Source organism: Paenibacillus agaridevorans (assembly GCF_003112455.1).
GTDB lineage: Bacteria > Bacillota > Bacilli > Paenibacillales > Paenibacillaceae > Pristimantibacillus > Pristimantibacillus agaridevorans.
This window is the reverse complement of the sequence record NZ_BDQX01000116.1, coordinates 84,817-92,273: the sequence shown is the minus strand read 5'-3', so window position 1 is coordinate 92,273 and position 7,457 is coordinate 84,817. Positions and strand designations below refer to the sequence as shown.

Here is a 7,457-nt window from a genome sequence, read left to right as displayed (position 1 = left end):
TCGGGCACGTTGCTTCAAATGAGTTTACTTCCCTAATATTCTTTCAATCGGGCACGTTGCTTCACATGAACTCGCTCTCACTATACAAATTAATTCAATATTGCTCGTCAGATCCATTAACAAATACATCTTTATAATGTCCTGGGAATTGCGCATAACGTTTCTGTATTCACGATGTCCGATAAAGTCGGATGTGTCCGGCTGCTTATACTTCCCCGAAATCCTTCTGCCGGACCGAGGGCGTATGCCCGATGCGTGAATATTATGTTATCAGATGTCATTTGCCATCTTTGATTTTTCTAAAACTAAGTATTCTTTTATAGCAGTTGTTAATTGAGTATTCTTTGTTAGTCCAAAAATTTTATAAAAATTAATAAGAGCTTTCCCTTCAGATTTAATAAGATCCGATAAAATTCTGGAGCGAATTATCTTTTGTAAGTTTACTTTTGAAGAAAGTTTTAGGTGATTTTTTTGTCTACCATTTAATATTCCTAATAAGTTATTTATAGAATTTTTGTTATGTTTCAGGTTTTCAAATACATACTCACTTTCTTTCTTCTTCGATAACCCAAATAGAGATACTATTAGCTCATAAATTTCTTCATTTATTTCGAATTTTTCTTGGTTAAGACCTGCTTTATTAAACCTAAGATTTCTTATGGTTTTATTACTCAAATCAATATCGCCCCATTTCAGGTTAAATATATGAGTTTGTTCATAGGTATAATTATACGTGATAAGAAGTATCAATCTTAATAATTGTATGTCAGATTTCTCGATCTCATATTCTTCAGAATCTAAGGCTGAACTAAATAGGAATTCAAAATCTTTATCTGATAAAAAATCCATATCTTTCAACTTCTTGGCTCTATATTTTTTTAATTCATTTTTTATTTCAAGATAAAAACTATCGCTAACTCTCTTGTTGTAGTGATAGAAAGATAATAGATTTGAAAGAGCAAATTTAGCAGTAGCACTTTTTCTTAAAGTTAAAAATGCTTTTATGTCTGACTTATTGAAGATATCCGTATAGTCTTCTACTAGAGATCTTAATTCAAGGTGTTCATCTATGTAGACTTCAAGATCATCTATGTATCTCTTCTTTGTATCAGTAGTATTCGCACGGTCTTTAAAATCAAGATATTTAGAAAAATCAGTTTTAATTGAATTGATAATATGGATTTTAGTTTGTTCCATGATACCAGCTCCCACTGTTTTTTATGATTTTGCAATGATTTCTGATAACGTCTTTGTATTCACGAACCCTCACTGGCTTAAGGGCGCCAGCCCGGGTCCGACGGACTTAGCCAGTGCAGGGTTGTCCGGCTGCAACCGCTTCCTTGAAATGCCCCTGCCGGACCGAGGGCCGAATGGCCTGATGCGTGAATATGGTGTTATCGGAAGTTGCCTCTTCATTGATTACGCCCAAACTAATTGTTCTACGATCTTATAGTTTTCTAACCTTTGTTTATCGACCTTGCTTACCCCATAACTATTAAAAAATAATTCAACATAATCAATACCATAATTTCTTTTGATACTCTTCTCAGCTACTGCTAAATCATAATAACGATCGGCTATCCCACAATTTCCAAGGTCTATATATCCACTAATATTTGCATTATTAATTAATATATTTGGCATGCTATAATCACCATGGGTAAAAACTAAATCTTCCTTCGATGAGCTAAAGTAGAATTCTAACTCGTTTATCACTTCAATACTATTGGTTTCTCCAAAAATATTGTAAATATCTTTAGAATTCATTAATCCTTGTTCATGATTGGTCTTGATGATCTTCATTAGCTGTTTAATTGAATTATCAAAGGGACAATCTTCAATTGAAACATCATGAATGGTTCGGAGTCCGTGAGCAATTAACACTACCGTTTCTTTCACATTGTGCTTTGCCAGCTCACTAGCTGCATCATATCCGGGCAACTCTAATGTCAGCAGAAATTCATAGTCACCTAATACTCCACAATCAATAACTTCCGGTACCGGTATCTTATTCTTACACCATATTAGTTTTTTGGCTTGTCTTTCAAGCGACTCTGGTAAACCCCTAGGTTGTATCTTTAAATATCTATTATTTCCATTCTCACTTTGTATATAGAAAGTTTGAGCAACATTCTCCCAACGAAAAGTAACTTTATCATCATTTGTGAGTAAGCTTTGAAATTGATGAGGTAGCTTATTTTTATTATCTACTTCCATGAATAATCCCCCAGTTATAAAATCAGGCAATTTCAGATAACGTTTCGTATATTCGCGACGCTCGACATAGTCGAGTGTGTCCGGCTGCAGGCTGCAACTGCCCCCTGCCAATATCTTCTGCCGGACCGAGGGCGTCAGCCCGATGCGTGAATATGGTGTTATATGAAGTTACTGCCTTCCTCGTATATCTATCAAAATATTTATTGATTTAGTAGTTGTTTTACTCTTTTGATTGCTAATCTCATTCCTTCATATAATTCAGTCACTGATCTATATTCTTGTTTAAATACCGGATTATCCCATCTAGAATCTTTAATTATATAAATAATAAATACGCCATTGAGTGTAAAAGATTTACCATACCATCCCACATCTAATATATAACTTTTCGGATATTCTACTTGTAACATATCTTCACTTAACCATTTGATATCTGTCATGTCGTCAGGACTTAATTCATATGGATTGTATTTAACTATCCCTGGATTAAAGTCATATTGTTCAAACATATTTTTTGCCCCTAGTTTTTATGATCTCATATGGTTTTGGGTTTCATATGGTTTTTGCAGTAATTTCATATAACTCCTTATTTCTGTACTACAATAAAATGCTGAATACAGTGGTGTTTGCGTATGGCGTGAATAAAACATTTGAAAGCCCACCATTATTTTTCCTATTACAAGTCCAAAGGGCTTTTAATTCGGCTGATGTTTTTCGTGCTGACATGCGTATATCGCTCCGTCGTCCTGCTGCTCTGATGTCCCAGAAGTTCCTGTATATACCGAAGATCGATGCCTCCCTCAAGCAAATGAGTAGCGAATGAATGCCGAAGAGAATGTATCCCAGCTTGTTTAGCGATTCCTGAACGGGCTAAGGCTTGCTCGAAGATCTTCTGTGCGGTTCGTTCCGTTAACGGCTTGCCCGCGTATTGACCAGGGAATAACCATGGCCTTGTATCTCCATGCTCTATTAGGTACGAATGGAGTACAGTATGTGCTTGATCCGACAATAAGGTCAGTCGATCTTTTCGCCCCTTCCCCTGTCGTACTCGCAAAGTCTTGCGTTCAACGTCAATGTCTTCATGTCTCAGTTTAACAACCTCACTTACCCGCAGACCAGACGAATACGTAAGCATAAGTAGCGCTTTGTGTTTCTGATTCTCCAATGCTTCGAATAAACGTTTGACCTCTCCCAAGGACAACACTTGAGGTAGTCTCGTTTCCTTCTTTGGCCTTACATAAGAAGTATCATCCTGAATCGACATCACCCGTATTCGAAAAAACTTGATCGCACTGATCGCTTGATTGACATAGGAATGGGATCGTTCATTCTCCAGAAGTCGCAAGGAATAGGATTGAACAGCTTTTGTATCCCCAATACTGCCACCGGATTCCCGAAGGAAAAGATAATATCGTTCCATATGTCCCAGATAAGCACGGATTGTCTTAGCCGAAAATCCCCTTAATCGCATCGCTTCCGTCATTTTCTGTCTGCTTTCGGGATCCCAAATCTTTTGTTTGCGGTTAGCTGCACGCTGAATGCGTGAAGACAATTCATCCGGATGAAACAAATAACATTCTTCCATTAATACCGAGTCAGTCCGCAGCTGTTCATAACCGGCTAATTCAATGAGTTGCTCCAGCAGATGCAGCGTGTAAGGGAATTCCCATACCTTTAATTCCGGCTTCCATCTGCTCCCCTTCAATGATTTCATACACTTGACGTAATCGGTATTAAATTCTTTCCAAGAAGCTCGGATCTTATATTCGTCTACTTTTACTAACCATATTGTCATCAGAATTCTCCCCCATTATATCATCCATGCAAAATACTGGAAACAAAAAAGGAACCAAGTCCTAAGACTTTAGTTCCTCTGGTTCTTCCAGCGAAATTCAATTTATAGTTATATTCTAACTCATGTTGACTATCGGTTTAAATCCTGCTCCAAGTTTTGAGTCAAACCTCTTAACTGGCGTATTTCTTCGTCTACCTGCACAGCGGACTCGGTCTGAGATTGGCTGGCAGCTGTCAATTGTTCCAAAGCTAGCCGGTTATGATGAACGGCGGTCATGATGTCTTTCATACCATCGGTAATAACCGCAGAACCTTGAGACATGCCTACCATCTGCTCATTCATAAGCCGGACGAACCTGATTGTCTGGATGATATGATTCTGCACATGCACGAAACGACCTTGGAATTGGGCAAGATGAAGCGTCGAATTTTTCACCAAATCACGACCTTGCTCCATATTCCGATAGTTGTCCACCGTTTCCCGATGTATATCCGCAATCATCAACTTCATCTCATCCGAAACGGTGCGACTTTGCTGCGCAAGCTTTCGGATTTCCGACGCAACAATGGCAAATCCCCGACCGTGTTCCCCCGCACGTGCTGCTTCAATTGAAGCGTTAAGGGATAATAATGCGGTCTGATCGGCAATAGTCTCAATGGCCGCCAGACGCTCCTGAGCTTCGGAAGCGGATTTACGGGTTGTCGCCATCGATTCGCTTAATGCCTGAATCGCTTTTTCAATTTCTTGTTGCTTCAAACCTATCTCTTGTACCAGCAGATCGCTTTCCCCCATGATCTGTTCGGTTTGTTCCGCATTCTCTTTCAAGGTGTCAGATGCCTCCATCCCATGATAAACGATCGATCCCATTTCGTTCAACTTTATTTCCGCCATTCCGACAGAATGATGCTGCGAATCCAGCCGAGCAGTCACTTCGTCAAAGGACTTTCGCATCTCTGCATTGGCGGCAATATGCATTTGTGACTTTTCCGCAACGATGTCGGTTGTTAGTTGAATGGATGTTGACAGTTCTCTGACCCGACTGATCAAGTCGACTAGCCGTTCCTCTTTGGCAGCCTTATCTTGTTCAAGCGTTTGCGTAATACGGTGTTTCGATCGGATTTGAAGGATGGTTGCGCCAGATGTAAGCAACAAGAACAGAGCATGAATGGTCAACATAAGAACTGGATAGGAATTCGTACCGAAGATGATCTGGGGGAACCAAAAAAATCCGACTAAATGCTGAATCGCAAATAGTACCGTCATTAACGTAATTAACTTCACATTCTCATAATAGGCTAATGCCGCAATGACCATAAAGATCGAGAAATGAAATTCGACGCCCCCGCCGCTTCCGCTTATGATGGCTATGCTTGACAAGGTAAGCGTCAAAGTATTTAACCATGGCAACATGTGATGGTTTCTATTAGCTATAAACGTATAAATAGCTGCTGCGAGTGTAACAAAGGGTAATATTGCTAATAGAAGAATTGAACTGGATATCCATCCGGCTGTAGGTACATGACTTGCCATGTCTCCATGACCGTGGCCTTCCGATCCTCCGATTACATGAAAAACTTGCGCTAGTCCGTATATTAACGCCGATAAAGCTGCAGCGGCAGCGGCAAGCAGCAACATTAACCGATTTTTTTGATCGAACATGATTGAATAACTTCCTCTCCGTAAATCCGAATGTTATCACATTGCAACAATATATTTTATACTTTAAAACTGAACATTTTCTGAAATTTTAAGTACATGGTTTTTACCACAAAAAAACCTGCTCCTTGGAAATAAGGAAACAGGTTAGATCGACCACTCTTATTCTATTGCGATTAAAAAACTTTTGTCGTCCAGGACTCGCAGTTCCAAGTCTCCGTCACGACGTCGCGATAAAATTCCGGTTCATGGGAAATAAGCAGAATGCTCCCCTTGTAAGCCTTGAGCGCACGCTTAAGCTCGTCTTTCGCGTCAACGTCCAGATGGTTTGTCGGCTCGTCGAGTACGAGCAGGTTGGATTCGCGGTTGATCAGCTTGCATAGGCGAACCTTTGCTTTCTCGCCGCCGCTCAGAACCGTGATTTTGCTCTCGATATGCTTGGTGGTCAGGCCGCATTTTGCCAACGCCGCACGTACTTCGAATTGAGTGAAGGAAGGGAACTCGTTCCAGATCTCCTCGATACAAGTGTTGTAGTTCGCATCCTTGGCTTCCTGAACGAAATAGCCGATCTCCAGATTTTCGCCGAGCTGGACATGGCCGGAGACAGCTGGAATCTCGCCCAAAATGCTGCGCAACAGTGTCGTCTTGCCAATGCCGTTAGCGCCGACAAGCGCAATTTTCTGTCCGCGCTCCATGCGGAGGTCAAGCGGACGGGAAAGCGGCTCGGAGTAACCGATGACGAGATCCTTGGCTTCGAAGATAACGCGGCCTGCGGTTCTGCCTTCTTTAAAGTTAAACGTCGGCTTCGGTTTCTCCTTGGCCAGCTCGATGACGTCCATCTTATCCAGCTTCTTCTGACGGGACATCGCCATATTCCGGGTAGCTACGCTCGCCTTGTTCCGCGCCACGAAGTCCTTCAGATCTGCAATTTCTTGCTGTTGGCGCTTAAAAGCGGATTCCAGCTGCTGCTTCCGCATCTCGTGTACTTCCATGAAATGGTCATAATCGCCGACATAACGGTTCAGCTGCTGATTCTCCATATGATAAATCAGGTTAATGACGCTGTTGAGGAATGGAATATCATGCGAGATCAAGATGAACGCATTCTCGTATTCCTGCAAATAACGCCTTAGCCACTCGATATGCACTTCGTCAAGATAGTTCGTAGGTTCATCGAGGAGCAAAATATCCGGTTTCTCGAGCAACAGTTTGGCCAGCAATACCTTCGTCCGTTGACCGCCGCTCAGATCGTTAACGTCCTTGTCGAGACCGATATCCGTCAGTCCGAGTCCGCGGGCGGTCTCTTCGACCTTCGCGTCGATCATATAGAAGTCTTGATTCGTCAACGTATCTTGGATCGTGCCAACATCCTCCAATAACTTCTCGAGCTCCTCTGGCGATACGTCGCCCATTCGGCCGTACATGTCGTTCATCTCGTTTTCCATGTCGAACAAATATTGAAATGCGCTCTTTAGAACGTCGCGAATCGTCATGCCTTTGGTTAATGCCGCATGCTGATCCAGATAGCCGACGCGCATACGCTTGGACCATTCCACCTTGCCGTCATCCGGCTGCAGCTTGCCCGTAATGATGTTCATAAAGGTCGACTTGCCTTCGCCGTTCGCGCCGATCAAACCGATATGCTCGCCTTTCAACAGACGGAACGATACATCGTTAAAGATCGCACGGTCTCCGAAGCCGTGGCTGAGACGTTCTACATTTAATATGCTCATGAATGACACCTTTTCTGTAAGAATTTCATACTCCGCTATATTATAATCGTTATCGC

The 7,457-nt window shown here is 41.7% G+C and carries 6 protein-coding genes; all 6 read right to left on the bottom strand.

All coding sequences use genetic code 11. The features are described 5' to 3' along the window. Positions 1 to 270: 270 nt before the first annotated feature. The 6 genes from PAT3040_RS12590 to PAT3040_RS12565 all read right to left on the bottom strand — a co-directional run bounded on the left by PAT3040_RS12590 (position 271) and on the right by PAT3040_RS12565 (position 7,401). Positions 271 to 1,197, bottom strand: coding sequence for a site-specific integrase (locus PAT3040_RS12590; protein WP_108992920.1), 927 nt, complete (start codon positions 1,195 to 1,197; stop codon positions 271 to 273). Between the two features lie 222 nt (positions 1,198 to 1,419). Next, positions 1,420 to 2,217, bottom strand: a complete 798-nt coding sequence (locus PAT3040_RS12585; RefSeq protein ID WP_108992919.1) for an aminoglycoside 3'-phosphotransferase — start codon at positions 2,215 to 2,217, stop codon at positions 1,420 to 1,422. 200 nt (positions 2,218 to 2,417) lie between these two features. Further along, a complete protein-coding gene (locus PAT3040_RS12580; RefSeq protein ID WP_108992918.1) occupies positions 2,418 to 2,726 on the bottom strand; it encodes a hypothetical protein in 309 nt (102 codons plus the stop codon). Positions 2,727 to 2,893: 167 nt separating this feature from the next. Further along, on the bottom strand, positions 2,894 to 4,012 hold the full coding sequence (locus tag PAT3040_RS12575; protein WP_108992917.1) for a tyrosine-type recombinase/integrase: 1,119 nt from the start codon (positions 4,010 to 4,012) through the stop codon (positions 2,894 to 2,896). 129 nt (positions 4,013 to 4,141) lie between these two features. Continuing rightward, complete coding sequence (locus PAT3040_RS12570) at positions 4,142 to 5,671, bottom strand: methyl-accepting chemotaxis protein (RefSeq protein WP_108992916.1); 1,530 nt, start codon at positions 5,669 to 5,671, stop codon at positions 4,142 to 4,144. Between the two features lie 173 nt (positions 5,672 to 5,844). Further along, positions 5,845 to 7,401 (bottom strand): ABC-F family ATP-binding cassette domain-containing protein, encoded by a 1,557-nt coding sequence (locus PAT3040_RS12565; RefSeq protein ID WP_108992915.1) that lies wholly within the window; start codon positions 7,399 to 7,401, stop codon positions 5,845 to 5,847. Positions 7,402 to 7,457 lie beyond the last annotated feature (56 nt).